Below are 26,237 nucleotides of genomic sequence, written 5' to 3'. Positions count from 1 at the left end.
CACCCCCTGCTCCGGGCCATCGAGGCTGAAATAGGCGTGGCTGGTGATTCCGGCGATGGTGTCGGTCGGGCCGAGGTTCTCGACCTCGAAATGGATCTCGACCTGCTGGGCGGCGGTCAAGCGGTAGCTCGCCGTGGCTCGCAGCCTGGACGGAAAGCCCTGGTCGCCATCGGCGGAGTCGAGCTCGAAGTTGGCCCGCGTGGCGGAGCGCTGCACGCCCCGCCAGGCCCGCCGGTGAAAGCCGTCGGGGCCGCCATGGAGCTGGTTCAGCCCCTCGTTGGCGGTCAAGCGGTACTCGCGCCCCTGCAGCGCAAAGCCGGCGCCGGCGATGCGGTTGGCGACCCGTCCGACGATCGCGCCCATATAAGCCGACTGATCCCGATAGGCCGCCGGATCCGCGTGGCCCAGCAGCAGCTCGCGTCCATGCAGCCGCGCGCTCAGCCAGCTGGCGCCCCAGTCCATCAACTCCAGCTGCAGGCCGCAACCGTCATCCAGTGAATAGCGCTGGATCTGCATTCGGTTTCACTCTCCATCGGTCGGGGTCTGGGCTCAGCGCTGCAGCTTCAGCTGGCTGCATTTCAGCGCATCGGCATCGAGCGCGGCGCCGGCCTGCACGCGGATATTGGCAAAGGCCGCGGTGAACGGCGCGTCGGCCGCCAGGCTGAAGGGCTGCTCGATCCGGCTCAGCTCGGCACCGGCCGCGGCGAAACAGCTCAGCGGCACTTTCACGGTGCTGCGCTTGCCAACGCCGAGGCGCCGCAGCACATCGCCCAGCTCCAGCATGCCGGCACAGCCCGCCCCGCAGCCCATGGCCAGGCGCACCGAAGCGCTCGGTGCCTGCTCGACCACGGTGTCGAAGACCAGGGCCCCGTTCGGATAGGTCTGCAGCGCCGCCTTCTGCGCCGAGCCGGCGAACAGCCGGGCCGGCCCCTGCCAGACGACGCGGCGGGCGTCCTGCTGCGTGTTGATCTGCACCGTCGATACGCTGACCCGCGGCGCCGCCTCGGACGGATAGCCGAGGCTCGCGTTCAGATCGCCGCCGAGCGCCGCCTCGGGCCAGCTGCCGTCCAGGCTGCCCACCTGCAATTGATACGGCGGCTGATTCGACTTGACGAAGATGCCCATTTCGGTGGCGGCGGCGCAGCCACCCGAGCTTTGCTGCACTGGCAGCCGCGGCACGCTGGCCGGCTTGCCCGCATAGCTGAGGCCATAGCCCAGCGCGAACAGGGGCCGGGTCTTGCCCGGGCAGATCGCGGCCGGCCAGGCAAAGGGCAGACGGGCCGTGAAGTCATAGGACGGCGCGCCGCGGAACAGCAGATCGGCGACACCGCCGCCCTCGCTGCCCGGCAGCCAGGCCGCCACGAAGGCGTCCGACAGATTGATCAGGTCGTTGGCATAGACGGTGCGGCCGGACAGGAAGACGGTGACCACCGGCACGCCCTGCCCCGACACCTTTTTCAGCACTGCGAGGTCTTCCGGATAGCGGCTGCTGTGCTGCAGGGTGCCCGAGGCCGGGATGTCGCCATGGCCCTCGGCATAGGGCGTCTCGCCGATCACCGCGATGACGGCGTCGAAGCGGCGCACGTCGACGCCCTCGGCCGTCTCGCTGAACTGCAGCTCGCCGAACTCGCGCAGGCCGGCCAGGATGGTCGTGGCGGCGGGGAAGTCGCTGCTGCGGTTCTCCGTGCCCTGCCAGGTCAGCGTCCAGCCGCCCGCCTGGTTGGGCAGGCTGTCGGCGCTCTTGCCCACCACCAGGATGCGCTTGCCGCGCGTGAGCGGCAGCACGCCGCCGTTGTTCTTCAGCAGCACCAGGGTCTGGCGCGCCGCCCGCCGCGCCAGTTCGCGCGCCTGCAGGGCCTCGGCCTTGCCGTCCCAGACGCCCTCGCCCGGTGCCTTGTCGAACAGGCCGGCGCGCAGCTTGACGCGCAGGATGCGGCGCACCGCGTCGTCGATGCGGGCCTGCGGGATCTCGCCGCGCTCGACCTCCGCGATCGTGTTGGCGATGAAGGCGCGCCAGTCCTCGGGCACCATCACCATGTCGATGCCGGCCTTGATCGCCTGCGGGCAGGAAGCATTGCTGCAGCCCTGCACCTGGCCGATGCCGTTCCAATCCGAGACCAGCAGGCCGTCGAAACCCAGCCGCTCCTTCAACAGGCCGGTCAGCAGCGCATGACTGCCATGCAGCTTGCCGTAACCCACGCCGGCCGCCTCCTCGTGCCAGCTGTTGAAGGAGGCCATCACCGTCTGCGCGCCGGCATCCAGCGCGGCCAGATAGCCCTGGCCGTGGACCGCCATCAGCTCGGCTCGATCCGAACGGTTGACGCCCTGGTCGCGGCCCAGCTCGGTGCCGCCGTCGCCGATGAAGTGCTTGGCCGTGGCGACGACGTTCGCATCGCCCTTCAGCTGGCCCTGCAGGCCGCGCACATGGGCAGCGCCCAGACGGGCCACCAGGGCCGGGTTCTCCGAGAAGCTCTCGTAAGTGCGGCCCCAGCGGGCATCGCGCGCCACCGCGATCGTCGGCGCGAACACCCAGCGGATGCCGGTGGACCGCACCGCCTTGGCCGTCGCCGCCGCGATCTCCTCGACCAGGGCCGCGTCGCCGCTGGCGCCCAGGCCGATATTGTGCGGAAACAGCGTCGCGCCGAGCACGTTGTTGTGGCCGTGCACGGCGTCTGTGCCCCAGATCAGCGGGATGCCGCCGGGCGCCGCCAGCGAGGCCTGGTGGTAGGCCTTGGCCAGCGCCAGCCAGTCGCCCACGCCGGCCTGCTTGTTGTTGCCCGGCCAGGTGCCGCCGCCGTTCAGCACCGAGCCGATTGAATAGCGCGTGACCTCGGCGGGCGTGATGGACTTGATCTCGGGCTGGGTCATCTGCCCGACCTTCTGCGCCAGGCTCATGCCGGCCAGCAGCTTTTCGATGCGAGCCTCCAGCGCCGGGTCGGGCCGCGGCGCGGGCCGGCTCGGCCAGTCCGGCGTGGCCGCCACGGCGGGGACAATCGCCAGTAGCAGCAGCGAGAAAGAAGAAGCGGAGGGAAAGCCCGGGCGCCGACGGCGCGCTTGAAATTTAGCGTTCATGCTTGTCTCGATCTGGCCGCTTAGCTGCGGCTCTGGCCTGAATGCAAACAGTACACTGCGCACGCCCTTGGCCGCCCGCTCGTGATGACATATTCTTAATGACATTAAGAATGCGTTAATAGAACGTTAACCCTTAGCCGATGAAGCTCCTACTCGCCGAAGACGACGCCATCCTCGCCGAGGCGCTGGGCGCGCAGCTGCGCCGGGCCGGCTTCGAGGTCGAGCACGCGCCGAACGGCGCGGTGGCCGAGTACCTGCTGCTGAAAGCAGCGTTCGACATCGCCATCCTCGACCTCGGCCTGCCCATGGTCGACGGCCTCACCGTGCTCAAGCGCCTGCGCCAGGCGCGCCGCAATGTGCCGGTGCTGGTGCTGACCGCGCTGGACAGCCTGGACGACCGCGTCGCCGGTCTCAATGCGGGCGCCGACGACTACCTGACCAAGCCCTTCGACTTCCCCGAGCTGGAGGCGCGCCTGCATGCGCTGCTGCGCCGCGGGCGGCCGCTGAGCGGCGGCACCGAGCTGGCCCGGCTGAGCTTCGATCGCGAGACCCGCCGGGCCACGGCCGGCGGCGAGCCGCTGGACTTGAGCCCGCGCGAGGCGATGCTGCTGGACCTGCTGCTGCAGGAGCGCGACAAGGTCGTGACCAAGGAGCAGATCAGCCAGGCCTGGGCGCAGGACAAGAGCGAGAGCAGCAGCGGCGCCGGCTCGATCGAGGTCTATATCCACCGGCTGCGGCGCAAGCTGGAGCAGTCGGGCCTGGCGATCCGCACCGTGCGCGGCCTCGGTTATCTGCTCGAGGTCGAAGCGGCCGCATGATCCAGGCGCGCTCGCTGCACCGGCAGCTGTTCATCTGGCTGCTGGCGCCTCAGGTCGTGCTGTGGCTGGCGGCCGCACTTTTCACCTACAAGCTGGCCGGTCGCTATGCCAACGAGGCGATCGACGCCAGCCTGTCGCAGTCCTCGCGCGCGCTGGCCCGCCAGGTCAAGCCGCTGGACAACGGCCTGTTCATCGACTTCCCGCGCGCCGCCCAGGACATCCTCGAGGCCGATCCCAGCGACCGCGTGCTCTACACGGTCAGCACGCCGCCGGGGCATTTCATCCTCGGCAACCGCAACCTGCCGCCACTGCCGCCCGATGCCGCCGTCCAGGTCGGCGAGCCTTTCTTCTACAACGGCGAGCTGCAGGACCCGGGCGCGCCGCAGGCCGCCGGCAGCCGGGTGCGCGTGGCCGCCCTGCTGCTGAACTACGGCGCCGGCGACAGACCCGACCAGCCGCTGCTGGTGCAGGTCGCCCGCTCCAGCGCCAATCGCGAGGAACTGGCGCGGCGCATCCTGCTCGACACGGTACTGCCGCTGTCCGGCCTGATGCTGCTGATGACGATGATCGTCTGGGCCGGCATCCGCGCCGGCCTGGCGCCGCTGGCCCAGCTGCAGGCGCGCGTGGCCGGCCGCGCGGCGAATGACCTGACCGCCATCCAGCTGGAGGACGCGCCGCCGGAGGTGCGCTCGCTGGCCCAGGCGATCAACACCTTGCTGAGCGCCGTGCACCACAGCATCGGCGCGCACAAGCGCTTCATCAGCGACGCGGCCCACCAACTGCGCACCCCGCTGGCCGGCCTGAAGAGCCAGACCGAGCTGGCCATGCAGGAGGCCCGCGAGGCCCAGGCCGCGCCCGAGCTGCTGGCGCGGCTGCAGCGGGTGCACGAGAGCGCCCGGCGCAGCGCCCATCTGGTCAACCAGCTCTTGAGTCTGGCGCGCAGCGAGCCGGAATCGGCCTCGCAGCAGCCGATGCAGCCGCTGGACCTGCGGCGCCTGGCACAGGAGGTGACGGCCGAGCTGGTGCCGCGCGCGCTGGCGGCCGGTGTGGACCTGGGGCTGGAGGAGCCGGAGGACGACGGCGCGCTGCGCGTGCGCGGCATCGCACTGCTGCTGCGCGAGGCGCTGATCAATCTGATCGACAACGCGATCCGCTATGCCGGCCGCGGCGCCAGCGTCACCGTGCGGCTGCGCCGCTCGGCCGGCCCGTCCGGCGATTTGCTGCTGGAGGTCGAGGACAACGGCCCCGGCCTGGCCGATGCGCAGCTGGCGCAGATGTTCGAACGCTTCGTGCGCGGCAGCCAGGACGGCGAGGGCTGCGGCCTGGGTCTGCCCATCGTGCGCGAGATCGTCGAGCGCCATGCCGGCCGCGTGAGCCTGCTGCATGCACCCGAGCGCGGCCTGATCGCCCGGATCAGCCTGCCGGCGCTGGCCGAGGGTTAGCCCTCGCCTTCGTTTGTTAATGTTTCGTTAATAATTCTTCGGCCCGTAATCTTTTACGCGCCCAAGAACAACGGAGACAGCGCCATGAACAGCCGCCGCAAGCCCTTGTCCTCGCCCCACCCCCTTGGGGCCGCCCTGCTGCTGGCGGGGCTTGTTGCGACGGCGCCGGCGCGGGCCGGTGAGGTCGAGGTCCTGCACTGGTGGACCAGCGGCGGCGAGGCGCGCGCCGCCCAGGCGCTGAAAGCCACCTTGCAGGCCAAGGGCCATACCTGGAAGGACTTCGCCGTGGCCGGCGGCGGCGGCGATTCGGCGATGACGGTCTTGAAGTCGCGCGTGGTCTCGGGCAATGCCCCGGCCGCGGCGCAGATCAAGGGGCCCTCGCTGCAGGACTGGGCCGCTGAAGGCGTGCTGGCCCCGATGGAAGAGCTGGCCCGCGCCGAGCACTGGGACGATATCTTGCCCAAGGCGGTGGCCGCGCAGATGAAGTACCAGGGCAAGTACATCGCCGTCCCGGTCAATGTGCACCGCGTCAACTGGCTCTGGGCCAACCCCGAGGTCTTCAAGCGCGCGGGCGCCAAGCTGCCGACCAACTGGGACGAGTTCTTCGTCGCCGCCGATGCGCTGCAGAAGGCCGGCGTGATCCCGGTCGCCCATGGCGGCCAGAACTGGCAGGACCTGACCCTGTTCGAGAGCGTCGCCCTGGGCCTGGGCGGGGCCGACTTCTACGCCAAGGCCCTGGTCAAGCTGGACCCCGACACCCTCAAGGGCCCGCTGATGGAAAAGGTGCTGACGACCTTCAAGCGCATCAAGCCCTATACCGACAAGAATTCGCCCGGTCGCGACTGGAACCTCGCCACCGCGATGGTGATCAAGGGCCAGGCCGGGATGCAGTTCATGGGCGACTGGGCCAAGGGCGAGTTCATAGCCGCCGGCGGCCAGCCGGGCAAGACGTTCGTCTGCCTACCGGCGCCGGGCAGCGCCGCCAGCTTCAGCTACAACATCGATTCCTTCGCGATGTTCAAGCTGAAGAACGCCGCCAACAGCCAGGCGCAGAAGGACCTGGCCTCGGCCATCCTGTCGCCCGAGTTCCAGCAGCTGTTCAACCTGGCCAAGGGCTCGATCCCGGTGCGGCTGGGCGTGGCCATGGACAAGTTCGACGACTGCGCCAAGACCTCGGCCACCGATTTCAACGCCGCCGCCAAGGCCGGCACCCTGCTGCCCTCGATTGCCCACGGCATGGCCGTGCCGACACCGGCCGAGGGCGCGATCAAGGACGTGATCAGCCAGTTCTGGAACAGCGACAAGATGACGGTCAAGGATGCGCAGGCCAAGCTGGTCGCCGCCGCCCGCACCCGCTGACACTGTTCCATGCCGCGCGCCCCGCTGCTGCCCAAGCTGGTCATCGCGCCGGCCTTCCTTCTGGCCTTCGCCTTCATCTACGGGCTGATGGCCTGGAACGGCTATCTGTCGCTGTCCGCCTCGCGCATGCTGCCCAATTACGAGTTCGTCGGCCTGGCGCAGTACGAGGCGCTGTTCGACAACGAGCGCTGGTGGCTGGCGATGAAGAACCTCGCCATCTTCGGCGGGCTCTTCATCGTCGGCGGCATGGGCCTGGGCCTGCTGCTGGCCATCCTGCTGGACCAGAAGGTACGCGCCGAGGGTGTGCTGCGCACGATCTATCTGTATCCGATGGCGCTGTCCTTCATCGTCACCGGCACAGCCTGGAAATGGATACTGAACCCCGGCCTGGGGCTGGAGCACCTGATGCGGCAATGGGGCTTCGAGGACTTCACGTTCGGCTGGCTGGTCGACCCCGATATGGCGATCTACTGCGTCGTCATCGCCGGCATCTGGCAGTCGGCCGGTTTCGTGATGGCGCTGTTCCTGGCCGGGCTGCGCGGCATCGACGACAGCATCATCAAGGCCGCCCAGGTCGACGGCGCCAGCCTGCCCCAGGTCTATCGCCGCATCATCATCCCGACCTTGCGGCCGGTGTTCTTCTCGACGCTGATGGTGGTCAGCCATCTGGCGATCAAGAGCTTCGATCTGGTGATGGCGCTGACCGCCGGCGGCCCCGGCTATGCCACCGACCTGCCGGCCACCTTCATGTACACGATGGCCTTCTCGCGCGGCCAGATCGGCCTGGGCGCGGCCGGCGCCACGATGATGCTGGCGACGGTGGCCGCGATCGTCGTGCCCTACCTCTATTCCGAGCTGAGGGCCGCGCGATGATCAAGCCCGCTTTTCACTTCCAGCGCATCGTGCTGCTGGGCGCGCTGCTGCTATTCGCGGCCTTTTTCCTGATGCCGCTGTACGTGATGGTGGCCACCTCGCTGAAAGGCATGGACGAGATCCGCGACGGCACGCTGCTGGCCCTGCCCGCCGCGCCCAGCTTCGCCGCCTGGGCGCAGGCCTGGTCCAGCGCCTGCACCGGCACCGACTGCGGCGGCCTGCGGCCCTTCTTTGTCAATTCGGTGCTGATGGTCGTGCCGGCCGTGGCCGTGTCCACCGCTTTAGGCGCGCTGAACGGCTATGTGCTGACCCAGTGGCGCTTTCGCGGCAGCGAGCTGCTGTTCGCGCTGCTGCTGTTCGGCGTCTTCATGCCCATGCAGGTGGTGCTGCTGCCGATGAGCCAGGTGCTGGGCTGGCTGGGCATCGCCAACTCGATCTGGGGCCTGATCCTGGTCCATGTGCTGGCCGGCCTGCCCTCGACCACGCTGTTTTTCCGCAACTACTACGTCGGCCTGCCGAACGAGCTGGTCAAGGCCGCGCCCCTGGACGGCGCCTCCTTCTGGCAGATCTTCCGGCGCATCGTGCTGCCGCTGTCGACGCCCATCCTGGTCGTCACGCTGATCTGGCAGTTCACCGCGATCTGGAACGACTTTCTCTACGGCGTCGTGTTCGCCGGCGGCGACAGCCGGCCGGTGACGGTGGGCCTGAACAATCTCGCCAACACCTCCAGCGCGGTCAAGGAATACAACGTCGACATGGCCGCCGCCATGATCGCCGCCCTGCCCACCCTGCTGATCTATATCGTGGCGGGCAAATACTTCGTGCGCGGCCTCACCGCCGGCGCCGTGAAAGCTTGAGCATGGGTGCACTGACCATTTCCGCGGTCCGCAAGCGCTTCGGCAAGGCCGAGGTGCTGAAGGGCATCGACATCGAGATCGAGGCCGGCGAATTCCTGATCCTGGTCGGCCCCTCGGGCTGCGGCAAGTCGACCTTGCTGTCCATGATTGCGGGGCTGGAGTCGCCGAGCTCGGGGACGATCCACATCGGCGAGCGTGACGTCACCGATCTGCCCAGCCGCGAGCGCGACATCGCCATGGTGTTCCAGAGCTATGCGCTCTACCCGAACATGACGGTGGCGCAGAACATCGCCTTCGGCCTGGAGATGCGCAAGGTGCCCAAGGCCCAGCGGGCGGAAACGGTCGAGCGGGTCGCCCGCATGCTGCAGATCGATCACCTGCTGGACCGCAAGCCCGGCCAGCTCTCCGGCGGCCAGCGCCAGCGCGTGGCAATGGGGCGGGCCTTGGCGCGCGAGCCCAAGCTCTTCCTGTTCGACGAGCCGCTGTCGAACCTGGACGCCAAGCTGCGCATCGAGATGCGCGCCGAGATCAAGCTCCTGCATCAGCGCACCCGCACGACCACCGTCTATGTGACGCACGACCAGGTCGAGGCGATGACCTTGGGCGACCGCATCGCGGTGATGAAGGACGGCGTGGTCCAGCAGTTCGGCACGCCCGAGGAGATCTATTCACGCCCGGCCACTCGCTTCGTCGCCGAGTTCATCGGCTCGCCGACGATGAACTTCTTCACCGCGCTGGCCGATGGCGCGGGCCTCAGCGCCGGGGACTACGCGCTGCCCGCGAGCGAGGGCCAGAAGCCGATCGCGCGACAGGAACTGCTCTACGGCCTGCGCCCCGAGGACATCCGCCTGGCCGACGAAGGCCTGCCTGGCCGCCTGCTGATGATCGAGCCGACCGGGCCCGAGACCTATGTGCTGGTGGACACCGCGCTGGGACGCCTGACCGCGCGCGTGCCCGGCAATCTGCGCGGCCGGGTCGGCGATGCGGTGCATCTGCAATGGTCGGCCGAGGCCGCCCATCTGTTCGACCCGGCCACCGAGCTGCGCTTGGCCTGATATGAGACGCTGGATCGCGCTGGCGCTGCTGTGCACCGGCTTGCAAGTCGAGGCGGCCGAGCCCTGGGCCTGGCCCGGCGGCGCCAAGGCCGCGGTCAGCCTCGCCTATGACGACGCGCTGGCCAGCCAGCTCGATACCGCCATCCCTGCGCTAGACAAGGCCGGCCTGCGCGCCAGCTTCTATCTGATCTTGAGCAGCGAGACGCTGCGCAGCCGCATGGCCGACTGGCGCGCCGTCGCCGCCCGCGGTCACGAACTGGGCAATCACAGCCTCTTCCACCAATGCTCGCGCCAGGCGCCGGACCGTGGCTGGGTCAGCGCCGACAATGATCTGGACCACACCAGCGCCTCCCAGATGGCGGCGCAGGTCCGAGTCGGCAACACCTTGCTGCAGGCGATCGACGGGCGCAGCGAGCGAACCTTCACCGCGCCCTGTGGCGAATCGCTGGCCGGCGGGCAGGACTATCTGGCCTTGCTCAAGAGCGATTTCGTGGCGATCAAGGCGGGTTTCGGCGGCGTGGTGGCGGACATGCGCGGCCTGGATCCCCATCGCGTCGCCTTTGTCGCGCCGGCGGGCGCCAGCGGTGCCGAACTGATCGCCCTGGTGCAGCAGGCGGCCCAGGCCGGCACGATGATCAACATCACCTTCCACGGCATCGGCGCCGAGCACCTGAGCGTCAGCGCACAGGCCCATGCCGAGTTGCTGGCCTACCTGGCGGCGCACCGCGAGATCTACTGGACCGACAGCTTCATCAACATCATGAACTACGTGCGCGGCCGGCACTGAGCCGGCCAGCGCGCCAGCGCTTCAGAGCCCCAGCTCCTTCAGGATCGCTTCGCGCAGGGCCTGAGCCTCGGGACTGGAAAGCCTGCGGGGATGCGGCAGGTCGACCTCGAAGCTACTCTGGATCGCGGTCGGGCGCGCCGACAGCACCAGGATGCGATCGGCCATATAGATCGCCTCCTCGACGTCGTGGGTGATCAGCAGCACCGTGTGCCGCTCCTCGGCCAGGATGCGCAGCAATTCGTTGCGCATGCGCAGATTCATCAGCGCGTCGAGCGCCGAGAAGGGCTCGTCCATGTACAGGATCTCGGGCTTCACGACGAAGGCGCGGGCGATCTCCACGCGCTTGAGCATGCCACCCGACAGTTCGTGCGGATAGGCCGACTCGAAGCCCTTCAGCCCCACCATCGCCGCATAGTGGTCGGCCAGCGCCGCCTTCTCTTCGGCCGTGCCGCCGTGCACCGCGTCGGTCAGTCCGAACATCAGGTTCTGCTGCACGGTCAGCCAGGGGAAGACCGAACCATGCTGCGAGATCACGATGCCCTTGGGGCTGGGGCCGGTCAGTTCACGGCCGTCGACCAGCACCTGGCCGGCGTCCGGACGCTCGAAGCCCGCGATGATGTTCATCAGCGTGGATTTGCCGCAGCCCGAGGGCCCGACGATGGCGACGAACTCGCCCTCGGCAACGCTGAAGCCGACGCCGTCAATGACGGGCAGCGCGGCGAAACTCTTTCTCAGGTCCTTGACGACGATCTTGCCGTCCTGGTTCTTCTTATCGGACATAGCGCCATTTCACGGTCTTGAGTCTTTCCAGCAGGCGGGTGATGCCGTCGAGCAGCAGGCCGATCAGGCCGATGATGATCATGCTGGCGATGACGAGGTCGTAGCGGTTGCCGGCATTGCGCGAGTCCATGATCAGGAAACCCAGGCCCGAGCGCAGCGCGATCATCTCGGCCGCCACCACCACCAGCCAGGCCACGCCGATGCCGATGCGCATGCCGACGATGATCTCGGGCAGCACGGCGGGGATCACCACCTGGCGGAACAGCACGGCGCGCGAGACGCCGAAGTTGGCCGCCGCCCGCAGATAGCGCCGCTCGATCGTGTGCACGCCATTGGTCGTCTGCACGATCATCGGGAAGACCGAGGAGATGAAGATCAGGAAGATCGGCGAGATATCGTCCATGCCGAACCACAGGATGGCCAGCGGGATCCAGGCGATCGGCGAGATCGGGCGCAGCATCTGGAAGATCGGGTTCAGCGTGCGGTAGGCGCCGCCCACCCAGCCCATCCAAAGGCCCAGCGGCACCGCCACGGCGACGGCCAGGCCGAAGCCCACGCCGACGCGGAACAGCGAGGCACCGATGTGCTCCCACAGCGTGCCGTCCTCGGCCAGTTCCAGCGTGCCGGTAACGACGGCCCAGGGCGTCGGGAAGATCGCACTCTCGGTGCGCGCGACCGTCCACCACCAGAATCCGATGACCAGGGCCATGACCAGCAGCGGCGGCACGATCTTTCCCAGCCGCGCTCTGATGGCACCGAAACCATGTGAAGCGATTGAACTCACAGAATCCTCTTGATCAAGTCCTGCGCGCGCCAGCGCAGTGTTTCCCAGCCGCGCGTCGGCGCGGGCTCGACGATCACGTTCATCTGTCCGCTCGCATGCGCGCTGCACGCGAAGCTGTAGGTAGACGCGACCTCGAAGGGCAGCCGGAAACTCTGCCCCGGCATGATCAGCACCGGGCCGAAGATCTGCGGCACCTCGTCCAGGTTCTTCAGCAGCAGCACGTCCCGGCCGCCCAAGGTGAGCCGGATCGTGTCGGGCAGGATCTCGACCTTGTCGCCGGCCATGCGGCGCGCATAGGTGCCCTTGGGGATCTCGAACAGCTCGTCGCGCGAGTCAGGCGCGAGCGGGGCAAGCGCGGCCCAGCCCAGCAGGGCCGACAGCGCCAGCAGCAACAGCAATGCAGCAAGCCGGCCGCGCTTCACTTTGCGGTCAGCAGCAGCTTGAGGTCGTGCACGAAGTCGGCCGCATCGTGGCCGTAGGGCATCATCGCGCGCAGCCGGCCCTCACGGTCGATCAGGAAGACCGAGGTCGAATGGTTCATGCCGTAGAACTCGCTGGCCGGCTTGGTCTCGACCTTCTGGGCGACCACGCCGTACTGCTTGCGCATGGCGGCAAGATCCTCCGGCTTGCCGGTGCCGCCGATGAAGCTGGTGTCGAAGGCCGCCAGGTACTTGCGGATGCGCTCGAGATCGTCGCGCGCCGGATCGACCGTGATGTAGAGCACCTGCACCTCGGCGGCGCTCGCGCCCAGGGCCTTGCGCGCCTGGGCCAGGGTCGCCAACGTGGTGGGGCAGACCTCGGGGCAGTGGGTGAAGCCGAACACCAGCAAGACCAGCTTGCCGCGATAGCGCGCCAGCTTCAGCGCGCCGCCATCGCTGGCCTGCAGGGAGAACTCGGGCGCCGGGTGCGCGGGCTCGAACACGCCGGCCTTCAGCTTGGGCGTTGCGGCTGCCGCGGCCACGGCGTTTGCAGGTGCTATCAAGGCAGCGCAGACCAGCGCGAGGAAAGACAAGCAGAAGCGGTTCAAGAAGCGGCCTTATTGAATCAAAGCAATCAAAGCGTGATGGTGGTCGGTCGGGCCGCCCTGGCAAAGCTCTCGTCCATGTACTTCTCGTAGGCCACCGGGCTCTTGATCGTGCCCGCCTCGATGGACAGCTGCATCAGTTCCTCGAACTCCGCGCGGATCATGCGCAGATCGCCATAGGTGACGCGGTCGGTCGGATTCTCCATCACGAACTTGATGATGTTGGGATCCTGGTTGAAGTACTTGCGGCCCGCCGCGATCGCCACCGCCTTGTTGCGGTTCTCCTGCTGCTGATCGAGCCATTGACCGGCGCCCAGCACATGGTTGACCAGATCCTGCACCAGTGTCCGGTTGTCGCGGATCAGTTCCTCGCGCACGGTCAGCACGCAGCAGATGTAGTTGCGCCATTCGTCGCGCGTCATGCGCAAGGCGCGCGCATAACCGGCACGCTGGGCGGCAGCGCCGAAAGGTTCGCCGGTGCAATAGGCGTCGACCGCCTTGGCGTAGAGGGCGGCCGGCATGTCCGGCGGGGGCATCTCGACGATCTGGATGTCCTTGGGCGTCATGCCCTCCTGCGCCAGCATCTTGCGCAGGAACAGGAAGTCGACCGCGAAGCGGCTGGGTATCGCGATGCGCTTGCCCGTCAGATCCTTGAAGCGCTTGTAGGCCGAGTCGCTGCGCACCATGATGACGGCGCCCGAGCGGTGGCCCAGCGAGACGATCTTGACCGGGATCTTCTTGTCCGCCAGGTCCATCACCAGCGGCGCCAGCATATAGGCCGCCTGGATGCGGCCGGCCATCAGCGATTCCTTGATTTCGGGCCAGCCGTTGTACTTGGCGTACTCGAATTCGAAGCGCGGACCCGCGCTACCCTTGTTGGCCGCCGCCCGGGCCACGCAGGCCACCGGCAGAGTCAGATTGCAGGTGACCGGCAAACCGCCTACCTGCAAGGGGCCGGATGCCGCAGCCACCGCGGCGGGCGGGCTCAGCGCCGGCAGCGCCGCCGCCAGGGCCCCGCCCAGCAGGCGCCGGCGATCCGGGCGGAGGAGGGAATGTTCAGGATCGGCGGGCTGCATGGGGAACAAGGTCGGTCTCGCGTCGTTGGGCCGGATCATTCTCCATCACTCGGGAATGATGGCGGCTCGCGCACGAAACATCCGGGCTAGTGGACCGAGTCGAGCGCTCGGCTGGCGCCGACCAGGGCGGCCTGGTCGGCGGCCTCCACGACGAAGACCGGGATTTCCTGCAGATAGGCGCGAAAACGTCCCTTGGCCTCGAAGGCGGCGCGAAAGCGTGAGCGCTCGAACCACTCGCCCAGACGCGGCACGATGCCGCCGCCGATGTAGAGCCCGCCGCGCGCGCCCAGCGTCAGCGCCAGATTGCCGGCCACATTGCCAAGCAGGCTGGCGAACATCTGCAGCGCCTCCTCGGCCAGCGCATCGCCGCCGGACAGCGCGGCGGCGCTGATCGAGCGCGCATGGGCCTGCGGCGCGGCGTTGCCGCGCAGCTCGGCCAGGGCGAGATAGAGGTTCTCCAGCCCCGGCCCGGACAGCGCGCGCTCGGCCGAGACATGGCCGAAGCGGCGCTGCAGGAGCTGCAGCACGGCCGCCTCCTCGGGCTCGTAGGAGCTCAAGGTCACATGGCCGCCCTCGCCGCCCAGCGGCGCCAGCGCGGCGCCCGGCACGGCATTGACGGTCGGCACCAGGCCCGAGACGCCCAGGCCGGTGCCGGGCCCGATCAGGCCGATCGGCGCGCCGGCCACCGGCGCGCCGCCGCCGATCTGGCGGCAGGCGCCCGGCTGCAGCGCCGGCAGCGCCAGCGCCAGCGCCGAGAAGTCGTTCAGCACCAGCAGGCGCTCCAGGCCCAGCGCATCCTGCAGGCCCTTGATCGAGAAGGCCCAGTGGTGGTTGGTCATGCGCACATGGTCGCCGGTGATCGCGGTGGCGATGCCGATCGCGCCGGCGCGCGGCTTGTCCAGACCCTCGCGCCAGAGGTGGTGGCAGATCGCGTCCCACAAGGTCTCGAAATCGGCGCAGCGGTAGCTGCCGCAATGCTCGAGCGGTCCCTGGGGGCGCGACTGGCTGGCGAAGCGGGCATTGGTGCCACCGACATCGGCGAGCAGACGGGGATAGCCGGTGGGGTTCTTCATCATGACAGCGGGCGGCGTCGCATCGAACAGATGTGCCATATCAGGGCTTCTTCAGCGCATGGTGGGCGGCGATGAAGTCGCGGTACCAGTGCGCGCTGTCCTTGGCCAGGCGCTCTTGCGTCGCGTAGTCGACATGGAACAGGCCGAAGCGTTTGGTGTAGCCGCTGTTCCACTCGAAGTTGTCGAGCAGGCTCCAGTAGAAATAGCCGCGCACATCGACGCCGAGCTCGATCGCGTCGGCCAGCGCCTGCAGATGCGAGCGCAGATAGGCGATGCGTTCCTCGTCGGCGACGCGGCCGTCGACGACCTGGTCGGCATTCGCCATGCCGTTCTCGGTGATGGCGATCGGCGGCGGCGAATACTCGCGGGTGATGCGCACCAGGTGCTGGGTCAAGGCCTTCGGATAGATCTCCCAGCCCATGTCGGTGAAGCCCTGCTTGCCGGGCGCCGGCACGGCCGGCTGCTGGGTGCTGATGAAGCTGCGGGTGTAGAAATTGACGCCCAGGAAGTCCAGCGGCTGCTGGATCAGGGGCAGATCCTGCGGCTCGATCACCGGTGCGTCCTCGCCCAGGTACTCGATCACGTCGGCAGGGTACTGGCCGCGGAAGATCGGGTCCATATACCAGCGCACATTGAGGCCGTCGTCGATGCGGGCGGCGCGGCGGTCGCTCTCGGTGTTCTGCGCGGGGAAGGCCGGCGTGTGGTTCAGCACCACACCCAGCGGCGTCTTCGTCAAGGGCCGCATCGCCTTGATCGCCGCGCCATGGGCCATCATCAGATGGTGCGAGACCTGCGCGGCCGTCGCGCGGCTGGTCTGGCCGGGTGCGAACTGGGCCGTCTCATAGCCGAGCGTCGCGACGCACCAGGGCTCGTTCAAGGTCGCGATCGAGGCCAGCCGGTCGCCGAAGCGGCGCGCGACCTCGGCCGCGTAGGCGGCGAACAGGGGCACGATGTCCCGCGAGGCCCAGCCGTTGAACTGGTCATGCAGCGCGGCCGGCAGATCCCAGTGGTACAGCGTCGCATGGGGCTTGATGCCGGCGGCCAGCAACTCGTTGATCAGGCGATCGTAGAAGCCGAAGCCGGCCTCGTTCCAGGCGCCCGAGCCATCGGGCTGCACGCGCGGCCAGGCGATCGAGAAGCGGTAGGCGTCCAGACCCATGGCCTTCATCCGCGCGACATCGTCCTTGTAGCGGTGGTAATGGTCGCAGGCGATGTCGATATTGGAGCCGTCGTTGATGCGGCCCGGCTCGCGGCAGAAGCGGTCCCAGATCGACTCCCCCTTGCCGTCCTCGAAGGCCGCGCCCTCGATCTGGGCGGCGCTGGTGGCCGAGCCCCACTGGAAGTCGGCACGGAAAACCCGGGCCAGGGCCTCGGGCCCGAGCTGTGAGTCGTTGTCTTTGGCGTTCATCGGTTCAATCAATGGTGAAAGCATAAGCAGCGCGGAGCGCTCGAAGCCGGGTCGTTCAGGGGAGCCGTCGGCAGCACGGGGGCGACGGCACGCGATGACGGCGATCAGGCTTGCCGCCGCCTTGAGGCGGTCTGCTTGCTGGCCGCAGGATGCTGCTGCAGCGGGCCGCCGCCGGGGAAACCGCCAGGAGTTTTGCCAGTCATGTTGTCTCCATCCGTCCTTGCCAGCTTGCGACCTCCGCTCTTGACCTGGGGCTGGTCCGGCCGCTTGCTGCCCGTTCTTATTTCCGAACGGAACGGATGGTAAGGACATAATGACAGCGTTGTCAAATATAAAAGAAGATTGATCGACGCCCACCGAAGTCTCGATGGCAATGCGAACCATTCCGGCTCGAGCCGGGTCGGACGCATGCACAAAAAAGCGGCACGGCGCACGTTCCTAGTGCAATCCCTATGGCAGTTCGGCCGCCACCTGGATTTAATACGAGCACAAAACAAACTGGATCGACCCGCTAAAGGCAGCATGCCGGCTCGGGGTAGTCCACACCGCACCGACGCCCATGCTGCTCAGCCGTCGCCAATTTGCCGCCCTCCCCCTGGGCCTTGCGCTGCCCGCCGGCGCACGTCTTGCGGCGACCGAGCCGGCCTCCTTGGCCCAGGCCTTGGGCAAGCGCCTGCCCTTCGGCGCGGCGGTAACCGCCGCACAACTGCGCGACCCGGCCGTGGCGGCCTTCATCGCCCACCAGTTCGGCATGCTGGTGGCCGAGAACGCGATGAAGCAGGAGTCGCTGTCGCGCGGCGAAGGTCGCTACGACTTCGCCGACGCCGATGCCATCGTCGACTTCGCGCGCCAGCGCAGCATGCCGGTGCGCGGCCATGCACTGGTCTGGCACCACCAGGCGGCAAACTGGATGTTCACGGATGGCGCCGGGGAAGTCTCCCGCGCCACCCTGGTCGCCCGGCTGGAGCGCTATATCGCCGATGTGGTCGGCCATTTCCGCGGCCGCGTGTTCGCCTGGGATGTCGTTAACGAGGCCTTCCAGTTCGACGAGCCTGACGCGCAGACCGATGCGGCCGGCATGCGGATGAGCACATGGCGGCGCATCATCGGCCCCGAGTTCATCGCCATCGCCTTCCGCGCCGCCGCCAAGGCCGACCCCGATGCGCTGCTGTTCTACAACGACTACGAGAGCCAGAACCCGAAGAAGGTGGCGGCGATGCGCGGCCTGGTGCGGGATCTGCGCGCCGACGGCGTGCGCATCGACGGCATCGGCCACCAGATGCACTGCGGGCGCGTCTGGCCGAAGCTGGCGGATGTGGCGGACGCCATCGACGCGCTGGCCGCCGAGGGGCTCAGGCAGCATGTTACCGAGCTGGATATTGCGCTGAACGACACCCTCACCGGCAGCGCCGTCCAGGCCGCCACGCCCGAGCTGCTGCAGGCGCAGGCGCAGCGCTACGCGGAGCTGGTGAACCTGCTGCTGAGCCGGCGCGACAAGGTCAGCGCGCTGCTTGTGTGGGGCATCGCCGATGCCTACTCCTGGCTCTTGGGCTGGCCCCAGCCGCGCTTCGAGGCGCCGCTGCTGTTCGATACCCGACTCCAACCCAAACCCGCGTACCACGCGGTACTCGCCGCCGCACGTGCGGCGCAATAAGCACGCTTCTCCAAGCAGGACACCCCATGAGCACCTATTTCGACGCCATCGCCCCGATCCGTTACGAGGGCCCCCAAAGCGACAACCCGCTGGCCTACCGCTGGTACGACGAGAACCGCATCGTGCTGGGCAAGACGATGAAGGAACAGCTGCGCTTTGCCGTCTGCTACTGGCACAACTTCTGCTGGAACGGCTTCGACCCCTTCAGCCATACCGGCACCTTCGAGCGCCCCTGGTGGACGATCCAGGACCCGATGGCCGCCGCCAAGGCCAAGGCCGACAACGCCTTTGCCTTCATCAGCAAGCTGGGCCTGCCCTACTACACCTTCCATGACCGCGACGTGGCCCCCGAGGGCGCAACGCCGCGCGAGACGGTCGAGAACCTGAAGGCCATGGTCGACGTGCTGGGCCGCAAGCAGGCCGACACCGGCATCCAGCTGCTGTGGGGCACGGCCAATGCGTTCAGCCACCGCCGCTTCATGAGCGGCGCGGCCACCAACCCGGATGCCGAGACCTTCGCGATGGCGGCGCTGCAGGTGCGCGAGGCGATGAACGCGACCCGGGCGCTGGGCGGCATCAACTACGTGCTGTGGGGCGGCCGCGAGGGCTACGAGACCCTGCTCAACACCGACCTGAAGCGCGAGGGCGAGCAGTTCGGCCGCTTCCTGCAGATGGTGGTCGAGTACAAGCACAAGATCGGCCTGCCCGGCTTCGTGATGCTGGAGCCCAAGCCGCGCGAGCCCAGCAAGCACCAGTACGACTTCGACGTCGCCACCGTCTACGGCACGCTGCAGCGCTGGGGGCTGGAAAAGGAGGTCAAGGTCAATATCGAGGCCAACCACGCGACCTTGGCCGGCCACAGCTTCGAGCATGAGATCGCGCTGGCCAATGCCACCGGCCTGTTCGGCTCGATCGACATGAACCGCGGCGACATGCAGTGCGGCTGGGACACCGACCAGTTCCCCAACAACATCCCCGAGACCGCGCTGGCGCTGTACTACATCCTGCAGGGCGGCGGCTATACCCATGGCGGCACCAATTTCGACGCCAAGGCGCGCCGCCAGTCGCTCGATGCCGAGGACATGTTCCATGCCCATATCGGCGGCGTCGACGTCTGCGCCAAGGCACTGCTGATGGCCGAGGCGATGATCAAGGACGGCACCATGAGCCGCTTCGTCGAGCAGCGCTACAGCAGCTGGTCGGCGCCCTGGGCGCAGCATGTGCTTGCCGGCAAGAGCTCGCTCGACACCGTGGCCCAGCATGCCTGGGACCGCAATATCGACCAGCCGCCCGTCTCGGGCCGCCAGGAATTCCTCGAGAACTGGTGCAATAAATTCGTCGGCTAAGCCCATGTCCGGCCTCATCAACAACCCGGTGCTGCCGGGCTTCCACCCGGACCCGTCGATCTGCCGCGTCGGCGACGACTACTATCTGGCCACCTCGACCTTCGAGTGGTGGCCGGCCGTGCGCATCCACCACAGCAAGGACCTGGTTCACTGGCAGCATCGCGCCTACGCGGTCACGCGCAAGAGCCAGCTCGACCTGATCGGCCATCCCGACTCGTCCGGCATCTGGGCGCCCTGCCTGAGCTATTCGGAAGGCCTGTTCTGGCTGGTCTACACCGATGTGCGCAGCATGTATGGCGCGCATAAGGATGCGCACAACTATCTGATCACGGCGCCCAGCATCGACGGCCCCTGGAGCGAGCGCATCGCGCTGAACAGTTCGGGCTTCGACGCCAGCATGTTCCACGACGAGGACGGCCGCCACTGGCTGCTGAACCAGCAGTGGATCCATGTGCCGGGCAAGCACAACTTCAACGGCATCCTGCTGCAGGAATACGACCCCGAGGCCCGCCGCCTGGTCGGGCCGGTGAAGAACATCTATGCCGGCACCGAGCTGCAGGTGGTCGAAGGCCCGCACCTGTACCGCCGCAAGGGCTGGTACTACCTGATGACGGCCGAGGGCGGCACCTTCTACGAGCATGCGGTCACCCTGGCACGCTCGCGCAGCATCGACGGCCCCTACGAGACCCTGCCCGGCAACCCGCTGCTGACCGCGTGGAAGCAGCGCACCGACGGCCTGCAGCGCGCCGGCCACGCCAGCCTGGTCGAGACCCAGAACGGCGAGTGGATGCTGGCCCATCTATGCGGCCGGCCGCTCGAATGGAGCGGCCCGAATCTGGAACGCAACGACCCGTCCGCGGGCTACCCGGCCCTGCACTGCCCGCTGGGCCGCGAGACGGCGCTGCAGCGCATCCACTGGCGCGACGACGACTGGCCCGAGATCGAGGGTGGCGGCAACGTTCCCCATGCGCAGATTGCCGCACCGGCGCTGCCCCCCCATCCGTTCGCGCCCGAGCCGGTGCGCATCGGCTTCGACGGGCCGGAGCTGAGCCCGCAGCTCAACTCGCTGCGTGTCCCCGTCGACGAGAGCTGGCTCAGCTTGAGCGAACGCCCCGGCTGGCTGCGCCTGAAGGGGCGCGAATCGCTGATGAGCCTGTTCGAGCAAAGCCTGATCGCGCGCCGCCAGCAGCACTTCATGTGCCGGGTCGCCACCCGCCTGGACTTCGCGCCGGCCCACTTCCAGCAGATGGCGGGCCTGGTCGCCTACTACAACACCAGCAACCACGCCTATCTGCACGTCACCTGCGATCCCGACAGCGGCGCTCGCCTGCTGCGGCTGCAGGTCAACCGCGACGGCAAGCTCAGCGAGGCCTGCGCGCCGCTGCCGCTGGCCGACGGTGCGGTCGAGCTGGCCGTCGAATTCAGCCACGCACAGTACCAGTTCCAATTTTCCCAAAGCGCCCAGGGCGGGGTCTGGCAGGCCTTCGGCCCGGCGCTGGACACGGCGATGCTCAGCGACGAGGCCGCCACCCGCTTCGAGGACGGCTTCGCGCGCAGCTTCGGCTTCACCGGCAACTACATCGGCCTGGCCTGCCAGGACCTGGCGGGCACGCGGCTGCATGCCGATTTCGCCCACTTCGACTACGAAGTGACCTAGAGGCCGCGACGCCAGGCGCTCACGAAGACATCACAACAAGAGACAAGACCCGACCCATGAGCCAGCCCCTGTCCTTCCTCGAGAAAGCCGGCTACAGCGCGGGCGACGCCGCCGCCAACCTGGTCTTCATGACCATGGTGCTGTTCCAGCTCAATTTCTACACCGATGTGTTCGGGTTGAGCGCCAACGCGGCCGCCGCCATCCTGCTGTGGCCGCGGCTGTGGGATGCTGTCTTCGACCCGGTGATGGGCGTGCTGGCCGATCGCACCGAGACGCGCTGGGGCAAGTTCAGACCCTGGATCCTGTGGACGGCCGTGCCCTGGGCCGTGGTGATGGTGCTGGCTTACACGACGCCCGACAAGAGCTGGGGCTGGAGCACCGGCATGCTGGTGGCCTATGCCGGCATCACCAACACCCTTTTGATGACGCTGTACTCGATGAACAACATGCCCTACTCGGCGCTGGGCGGGGTGATGACGGCGGACCTGAACGAGCGCACCAAGCTGAACTCCTACCGCTTCGTCTCGGTCAACATCGCGCAGTTCGTCGTCGGCGGCTGCACGCTGCCGCTGGTCGCCAAGTTCGCGCAAGGCCATGACCGCCAGTACGGCTGGCAGATGACGATGACGATCTGGGCGGTGGCCTGCCTGCTGCTGTTCATGGTCACCTTCTTCACGACCAAGGAACGCATCAAGCCGGTGATGCAGGTGAAGTCCTCGCCGAAGCAGGACTTCGCCGATCTGCTGAAGAACGGCCCCTGGATCACCCTGGTCTGCTACACGCTCTTCCACTTCGGCATGCTGTCGCTGCGCGGCGGCGCCCACTACAACTACTACCATCACTACGCCGACAAGGCGGCCATGTTCGACTTCGTCGAGACGCTGGGCCTGACCACCAGCAGCCTGTCCGGCACCGGCAGCCTGGCGGACACGATGGGCTACATCGTCCACGGCACGCGCGACACGATCGCCAACTCCAACGTCGCCGATGTGTTCAACAGCATCGTCAACATGGCGGGCTTCGGCACCACCATCGTCTTCATCATGCTGTCCACCGGCCTGAGTGCACGGTTCGGCCGGCGTACCGTCGCGGTCGTCTGCTTCGCGCTGGCGGCGCTCAATGCCTTCGCCCTCTACCTGCTGCCGCCCACCGCGGTCTGGGGCATGCTGGGGCTCGCCGTCATCGGCTCAATGGTCTACGCGCCGACCTGCGCCATCATGTGGGCGATGTATGCCGATGCCGCCGACTACTCCGAGTGGCAGACCGGGCGGCGCTTCACCGGCATGGTGTTCGCGACCATCGGCTTCTCGCTGAAGGCGGGCCTCGCGCTCGGCTCGGCCAGCCTGCTGTGGATCCTGGCCGGCTTCTTCGGCTACGACACGCAGGCGCCGGCCGCCGCCAATGCCATCGAAGGCTACCGCGTGGCCTCCAGCATCGTGGTGGGCCTGCTGTTCGCCGCCTGCACCCTGTGCCTGATCGCCAACAAGCTGGGCCACCAGACCACGCTGCAGATGGCCGAGGAGCTGGCGCGCCGGCGCATGAAGGCCGAGGCGGGTGTGGCGTGAACCCGTCGCTTTTTCTGCCATGAGTACTGACCCTAGTATCGAAAATGACAACGGTGTCATTTAATTGTTCGACTCGCGAAGCAACTACAGAAAAAGCGCCCGAGCGCAGCACAAAGTTGGAGACATTCGCCATGCCAAGTAAAGCGTCGAGTTCGCCAAGCCGCATGGGGCCGCCGGCCCGCATGCGCCCATCGCGCGGAGACCGTTGTCCGCGCCAGTCACCATCGGCTCGTCACCGCCCCTAGAGATCAAGCCGATGCCCATGGGCATCGGCACCCATGCCGGCGGGGTGGGAGTGTCGCGGCTTGTGCTTGTGCACCCGGCCGCGCAAACCGCGACACCCTTCACCGCCGCCAGCTGCGAGGCTTGCAGTTCCAGGGCCTTGTTGTTCATGTCGGGTACGGGTAACTCCGTTGCACGGCACCCACTGCTGAATCCAGAGGAGACACATGAAAAAAGCTCGGCCCCTTCAGCGCAGGTCTGACACCGCACAGCGGCGCCACTTGCACCCCAAACCGGTCGCCGCCGCCTGTGCGGCGATGTTGACGCTGTTCGCGACCAACTCCGGCGCCCAGCAAACCGCGCCAGCGACGCCCCCCGCGGACCCGAAGACGCTGGATACGGTCGTCATCACCGGCATCCGGCAATCGCTGGACACCTCGCTGAGCCTGAAGCGCAACGCCCATGGCGTGGTCGACGGCATCGTCGCGGAAGATATCGGCAAGTTCCCGGACACCAACCTGGCCGAATCGCTGCAGCGCATCGCCGGCGTGTCGATCGACCGCGCGCCCAGCGGCGAAGGCTCCAAGGTCACCGTCCGCGGCGTCGGCCCGGACTTCAATATGGTGCTGCTGAATGGCCGCCAGATGCCGACCTCGGTGATCAGCAACGAGCTCGGCGGCGCCAGCGGCTCGCGCGCCTTCGACCTCGCGAATCTGTCCTCCGACTCGGTCTCCGCCCTCGAGGTCTACAAGACCTCCCGCGCGAATGCGCCGACCGGCGGCATCGGCGCGACGATCAACATCAAGACGGCCCGTCCGCTGGACCTGAAGGACCGCGTCGCCAGCATCGGCGTGAAGGCCAACTACGACGAGTCCAACTCGCGCCTGCCCGATCCCTTCCAGGGCAGCACCGTCACGCCCGAGATCTCGGGCATCTACAGCGAGACCTTCGCCGACCGCACGATCGGCATTGCCCTCAGCGGCAGTTGGTCCAAGCGCGACTCGGGCTCCAACAAGGCCTATACGCCTGGCGGCTGGCGCACCTTCACTCCGACCTCGGGGGACTGGGGCTCGATCCCGCCTAAGCCGGCCAGCGGCCCGGACCCGATCGCCAACCGTCCGACCGGCCTGTACTCGACCTCGGTCGACATGCGTTATTCGATCACGGCGTTGCAGCGCGAGCGCGTCAACGGCCAGGCGACCCTGCAGTTCGCGCCGACCAAGGACCTCACGTTCACGCTTGACCACACGATGGCGACCAACACCATCGACAAGAAGAACGCCGAACTGTCGAGCTGGTTCAACTTCTCCTTCGGCGCATCGAACCCGCCGACGACCTTCGCCGGCGGACCGGTGGCCACCCCCATCATCCAGACGGCGCTGTTCCCCAACAACGACCATGACCTGGCGATCAACGGCGGCATCTACGGCGAGAAGTCCAAGCTGAGCTCCACCGGCTTCAACACCGCGTGGAAGGTCAACGAGCAGATGAAGGTCGACGTCGACCTGCATCACTCGACCTCCAGCACCAAGCCGAACAGCCCCTACGGCACCTACTCGACGATGGATCTGGGTCTGTTCGCCCAGGGCAACGCGACTGGCTACTACGACCAGAAGTTCCCCATCCTGAGCCTGCCCACGACGGTCTTCGACGCCAAGAAGCTGCAGCTGACCGGTAGCCAGTTCAACAGCAATCTGAGCGACCAGACGGTCGACCAGTTCCAGACCGGCCTCAGCTACAAGCTCAATGCCGACAACCTGCTGAGCGCCGGCCTGGGCTTCACCAAGGTGAAGAACCGTGCGGCCAACTACAACAACCAGAACAACGACTGGGGCGGCGTCGGCCAGCAGGGCGACTACGCCAATGTGAGCACGCGCAACGAGAACCTGCACAGCTTCTTCGGCCAGATCCCCGGATCCGGCGATCCGCGGCAGTGGCAGAACTTCTACATGTTCGACTTCAACAGCCTGCGCGCCCGCTCGATCGAGGTCCTGATGGCCTCGCGGGGCTATACCCGCGAGCAAGCCGAAGCCTATCTATCGGCCTCCTCGGACTACAGCAAGGGCAATGACTGGCGTACCGAAGAGAAGTCGACCAGCGCCTTCGCACAGTGGGATCACGCCTTCGACACGGCCATCCCGATGAACATCTCGATCGGCGTGCGCTACGAGAAGACCACGGTCGACTCCTCGTCGCAGGTCGTCCCGGTCACGGCGACGTCCTGGGATTCCCAGAACGAGATCAACTACACCCGGGGCAGCCCGACCTTCGGATCCGGCAGCGGCAAGTACAGCTACTTCCTGCCCAGCATCGACTGGGATGCCGATCTGGCACCCGACGTGAAGGTGCGCGCCAGCTACGGCGAGAACATCGGCCGACCCGGTTGGGACACGCTGCTGGGCGGGGTGAACGTCAACGGCGCCAATGCCAATGCCGGCGGCGGCACGGCCACCCAGGGCAATCCGGCCCTGAAGCCGCTGCTGTCGAAGAACTTCGACCTGTCCGGCGAGTGGTACTACGCCAAGTCCAGCTATCTGGCGGCGGGCGCCTTCTACAAGAAGGTCACGAACTTCGTCGGTAGCTCGGGCGTCAACGCGACGATTGCGGGCGTCACCACCCCGATCGGCGGTGCCTACTACAAGGCCGGACAGGCGGCCTGCGGCGGCGCCACCGCGCAGCCGCTGTGCATCCGCAACTACATCTTCAACACCTACAAGGGCCAGCCCGGGGTCACCATCACCGGGGTCAATGCCTCCGGCGAGATCCAGGGCAAGATCGCCGGCCTGCCGACCGATCCGCTGATGCCCTTCGTGGTCACTACCTCGTCCAATGAGGCCGGCGACAACATCAAGGGCCTGGAGCTGAACGCGCAGCACATGTTCGGCAACAGCGGCTTCGGCATCGCCGGCAACTACACCTGGGCGAGGACGGGCCTGAAGTACGACGACACCAGCCTGGCCACGCAGGCGGCGCTGCTGGGCGTCAGCGACTCGGCGAACCTGGTGGGCTTCTTCGAGAACGCCAACTGGTCGATCCGGGCCGCCTACAACTGGCGCGGCGAGTTCCTGGCGGGCAAGACCGATGGCGCCGGCAACAACCCGGTCTACACCGAGCCCTATGGCCAGTTCGACCTGTCGATTGGCTACCACATCGGCAAGAGCCTGACGATCCAGGCGGACCTGATCAACCTGAACGACGGCTACATCCGTCAGCACGGCCGCTCCGAGGATCAGCTGATATCGGTCACTCAGACCGGACGCCGCTATCTGGTCGGCCTGCGCTACAAGTTCTAAGCAGGTCCGAGGCCGGGCCCGTGCCGCCTGCGGGCGGTGCGCGCCCGGCCTGCTCGTATTCCTTTACCGATGCCGCCTGCCTCCGTGCGAGC

21 protein-coding genes are annotated in these 26,237 nt (G+C 67.5%); 12 read left to right on the top strand and 9 right to left on the bottom strand.

Translation table 11 applies throughout. The features are described 5' to 3' along the window. Together QWJ38_RS23100 and QWJ38_RS23095 are read right to left on the bottom strand one after the other, a co-directional pair. The coding region (locus QWJ38_RS23100; protein WP_491572023.1) for an aldose epimerase family protein at positions 1 to 516 on the bottom strand (516 nt) is incomplete at its 3' end. A gap of 33 nt (positions 517 to 549) precedes the next feature. After that, complete coding sequence (locus tag QWJ38_RS23095; protein WP_290361492.1) at positions 550 to 3,072, bottom strand: glycoside hydrolase family 3 protein; 2,523 nt, start codon at positions 3,070 to 3,072, stop codon at positions 550 to 552. Positions 3,073 to 3,212: 140 nt separating this feature from the next. On the opposite strand from QWJ38_RS23095, the gene QWJ38_RS23090 reads away from it, so the two are divergent. From QWJ38_RS23090 to QWJ38_RS23060, 7 genes are all read left to right on the top strand, one after another. Further along, the gene (locus QWJ38_RS23090; RefSeq protein WP_290361491.1) at positions 3,213 to 3,890 is read left to right on the top strand and encodes a response regulator transcription factor; all 678 of its coding nucleotides are present in this window, start codon (positions 3,213 to 3,215) and stop codon (positions 3,888 to 3,890) included. Next, positions 3,887 to 5,332 (top strand): sensor histidine kinase, encoded by a 1,446-nt coding sequence (locus QWJ38_RS23085; protein WP_290361490.1) that lies wholly within the window; start codon positions 3,887 to 3,889, stop codon positions 5,330 to 5,332. The genes QWJ38_RS23090 and QWJ38_RS23085 overlap by 4 nt, the downstream gene beginning before the upstream one ends. An 84-nt stretch (positions 5,333 to 5,416) precedes the next feature. Beyond that, entirely contained in the window at positions 5,417 to 6,691 is a 1,275-nt protein-coding gene (locus QWJ38_RS23080; RefSeq protein ID WP_290361489.1) for an ABC transporter substrate-binding protein, read from the top strand. Between the two features lie 9 nt (positions 6,692 to 6,700). Continuing rightward, positions 6,701 to 7,564 (top strand): carbohydrate ABC transporter permease, encoded by an 864-nt coding sequence (locus QWJ38_RS23075; protein ID WP_290361488.1) that lies wholly within the window; start codon positions 6,701 to 6,703, stop codon positions 7,562 to 7,564. After that, positions 7,561 to 8,421, top strand: a complete 861-nt coding sequence (locus QWJ38_RS23070; RefSeq protein ID WP_290361487.1) for a carbohydrate ABC transporter permease — start codon at positions 7,561 to 7,563, stop codon at positions 8,419 to 8,421. Before QWJ38_RS23075 ends, QWJ38_RS23070 begins: the two co-directional genes overlap by 4 nt. Before the next feature lie 2 nt (positions 8,422 to 8,423). After that, positions 8,424 to 9,476, top strand: a complete 1,053-nt coding sequence (locus QWJ38_RS23065) for an ABC transporter ATP-binding protein (protein WP_290361486.1) — start codon at positions 8,424 to 8,426, stop codon at positions 9,474 to 9,476. A gap of 1 nt (position 9,477) precedes the next feature. Then, positions 9,478 to 10,263 (top strand): polysaccharide deacetylase family protein, encoded by a 786-nt coding sequence (locus tag QWJ38_RS23060; protein WP_290361485.1) that lies wholly within the window; start codon positions 9,478 to 9,480, stop codon positions 10,261 to 10,263. Between the two features lie 21 nt (positions 10,264 to 10,284). Here the strand turns inward: QWJ38_RS23060 and QWJ38_RS23055 are convergent, their stop codons facing one another. The 7 genes from QWJ38_RS23055 to QWJ38_RS23025 all read right to left on the bottom strand — a co-directional run bounded on the left by QWJ38_RS23055 (position 10,285) and on the right by QWJ38_RS23025 (position 16,408). Continuing rightward, complete coding sequence (locus tag QWJ38_RS23055) at positions 10,285 to 11,043, bottom strand: ABC transporter ATP-binding protein (protein WP_290361484.1); 759 nt, start codon at positions 11,041 to 11,043, stop codon at positions 10,285 to 10,287. Then, positions 11,033 to 11,770, bottom strand: a complete 738-nt coding sequence (locus QWJ38_RS23050) for an ABC transporter permease (protein ID WP_290361483.1) — start codon at positions 11,768 to 11,770, stop codon at positions 11,033 to 11,035. The genes QWJ38_RS23055 and QWJ38_RS23050 overlap by 11 nt, the downstream gene beginning before the upstream one ends. A gap of 53 nt (positions 11,771 to 11,823) precedes the next feature. Continuing rightward, the gene (locus tag QWJ38_RS23045) at positions 11,824 to 12,219 is read right to left on the bottom strand and encodes a cupredoxin domain-containing protein (RefSeq protein ID WP_290361482.1); all 396 of its coding nucleotides are present in this window, start codon (positions 12,217 to 12,219) and stop codon (positions 11,824 to 11,826) included. 26 nt (positions 12,220 to 12,245) lie between these two features. Continuing rightward, positions 12,246 to 12,788 carry an SCO family protein gene (locus QWJ38_RS23040; protein WP_290361481.1) on the bottom strand — a complete coding sequence of 181 codons (543 nt, stop codon included), beginning with the start codon at positions 12,786 to 12,788 and terminating at the stop codon, positions 12,246 to 12,248. Positions 12,789 to 12,880: 92 nt separating this feature from the next. Continuing rightward, complete coding sequence (locus QWJ38_RS23035) at positions 12,881 to 13,927, bottom strand: ABC transporter substrate-binding protein (RefSeq protein ID WP_290361480.1); 1,047 nt, start codon at positions 13,925 to 13,927, stop codon at positions 12,881 to 12,883. Positions 13,928 to 14,013: 86 nt separating this feature from the next. Continuing rightward, a complete protein-coding gene (glk, locus tag QWJ38_RS23030) occupies positions 14,014 to 15,039 on the bottom strand; it encodes a glucokinase (protein WP_290361479.1) in 1,026 nt (341 codons plus the stop codon). A gap of 1 nt (position 15,040) precedes the next feature. Then, a complete protein-coding gene (locus tag QWJ38_RS23025; RefSeq protein ID WP_290361478.1) occupies positions 15,041 to 16,408 on the bottom strand; it encodes a GH1 family beta-glucosidase in 1,368 nt (455 codons plus the stop codon). A gap of 559 nt (positions 16,409 to 16,967) precedes the next feature. Here QWJ38_RS23025 and QWJ38_RS23020 point away from each other — a divergent pair. The 5 genes from QWJ38_RS23020 to QWJ38_RS23000 all read left to right on the top strand — a co-directional run bounded on the left by QWJ38_RS23020 (position 16,968) and on the right by QWJ38_RS23000 (position 26,145). Next, positions 16,968 to 18,062, top strand: a complete 1,095-nt coding sequence (locus QWJ38_RS23020) for an endo-1,4-beta-xylanase (RefSeq protein WP_290361477.1) — start codon at positions 16,968 to 16,970, stop codon at positions 18,060 to 18,062. 26 nt (positions 18,063 to 18,088) lie between these two features. Further along, positions 18,089 to 19,408, top strand: coding sequence for a xylose isomerase (xylA, locus tag QWJ38_RS23015; RefSeq protein ID WP_290361476.1), 1,320 nt, complete (start codon positions 18,089 to 18,091; stop codon positions 19,406 to 19,408). Positions 19,409 to 19,412: 4 nt separating this feature from the next. Next, positions 19,413 to 21,065, top strand: coding sequence for a glycoside hydrolase family 43 protein (locus QWJ38_RS23010; RefSeq protein ID WP_290361475.1), 1,653 nt, complete (start codon positions 19,413 to 19,415; stop codon positions 21,063 to 21,065). A gap of 56 nt (positions 21,066 to 21,121) precedes the next feature. Next, positions 21,122 to 22,630: an MFS transporter gene (locus QWJ38_RS23005; protein WP_290361474.1), complete on the top strand. Its 1,509-nt coding sequence runs from the start codon at positions 21,122 to 21,124 to the stop codon at positions 22,628 to 22,630. Positions 22,631 to 23,169: 539 nt separating this feature from the next. Next, positions 23,170 to 26,145 (top strand): TonB-dependent receptor, encoded by a 2,976-nt coding sequence (locus QWJ38_RS23000; RefSeq protein WP_290361473.1) that lies wholly within the window; start codon positions 23,170 to 23,172, stop codon positions 26,143 to 26,145. Positions 26,146 to 26,237 lie beyond the last annotated feature (92 nt).

Source organism: Roseateles violae (assembly GCF_030410485.1).
In the GTDB taxonomy this organism is placed as follows: domain Bacteria; phylum Pseudomonadota; class Gammaproteobacteria; order Burkholderiales; family Burkholderiaceae_C; genus Roseateles_D; species Roseateles_D violae.
The sequence above is the reverse complement of the archived record's forward strand: the minus strand, read 5'-3'. Positions and strand labels throughout refer to the sequence as shown.